The sequence below is a fragment of the Elstera litoralis genome (genome assembly GCF_000963705.1).
GTDB lineage: Bacteria > Pseudomonadota > Alphaproteobacteria > Elsterales > Elsteraceae > Elstera > Elstera litoralis.
In genome coordinates this window covers 1-817 of the sequence record NZ_LAJY01000571.1, presented here as the reverse complement: position 1 = coordinate 817, position 817 = coordinate 1, and the positions used below count along the sequence as shown (strand labels likewise).

The window sequence follows — 817 nt, the reverse complement described above, 5'->3', positions numbered from 1 at the left end:
GCCGTTAAAAATCTTGGCATTCTCCGCCCAGGTAATCACCGTGCGCGGCGACATGACGGTGGAAATATCCCCGGCGATAAAGCCGCGCGGGTGAGATCGGCCAGGGCGACCATCGCTTCCACGGTCTTTTTTGCCCGCCTCGGTCTGATAGTCTGGCAGTTTCGCCAGCACGATCGAGGTTTCCGTTTCTGCCGACAGATAGTTCAGCGTGGCAACGATGCTCCAACGGTCCATCTGGCCTTGGTTGATCTGCTGCGTGCCGTGATACAGGCCGGTGGTGTCACCGAGACCAATCGTGTTGGCCGTGGCGAACAGGCGGAAGAACGGATGCGGGCGAATAACCTTATTCTGGTCGAGCAACGTCAGCTTGCCTTCCACTTCCAGCACGCGCTGGATGACGAACATCACGTCCGGGCGGCCCGCGTCGTACTCGTCGAAGACGATGGCGACGGGGCTTTGCAGCGCCCAGGGCAGAATGCCTTCGCGGAAGGCCGTTACCTGTTTGCCGTCTTGCAGCACGATGGCGTCTTTGCCGATCAAATCGATGCGGCTGATGTGGCTATCGAGATTGACGCGAATACACGGCCAGTTGAGCCGCGCTGCCACCTGTTCAATATGGGTCGATTTCCCGGTGCCGTGATAGCCCTGGATCATGACGCGGCGGTTGAAGGCAAAGCCCGCGAGAATGGCCAGCGTGGTATCCGGGTCGAACTTATAGCTCGGGTCGATATCCGGCACATAGGCCGAGCCGGTGGAGAAGGCGGGAACCTCCAGGTCCGTATCGATGCCAAAGAGGGCGCGCGCGCTCACCGTGATA

Annotated in this window: 1 pseudogene; it reads right to left on the bottom strand. The window is 60.0% G+C overall.

The window, feature by feature from the left end:
- Window positions 1–816 (bottom strand): annotated as a pseudogene (locus tag VZ95_RS17590) (AAA family ATPase); the annotation flags it as partial.
- Window position 817: the final 1 nt, after the last annotated feature.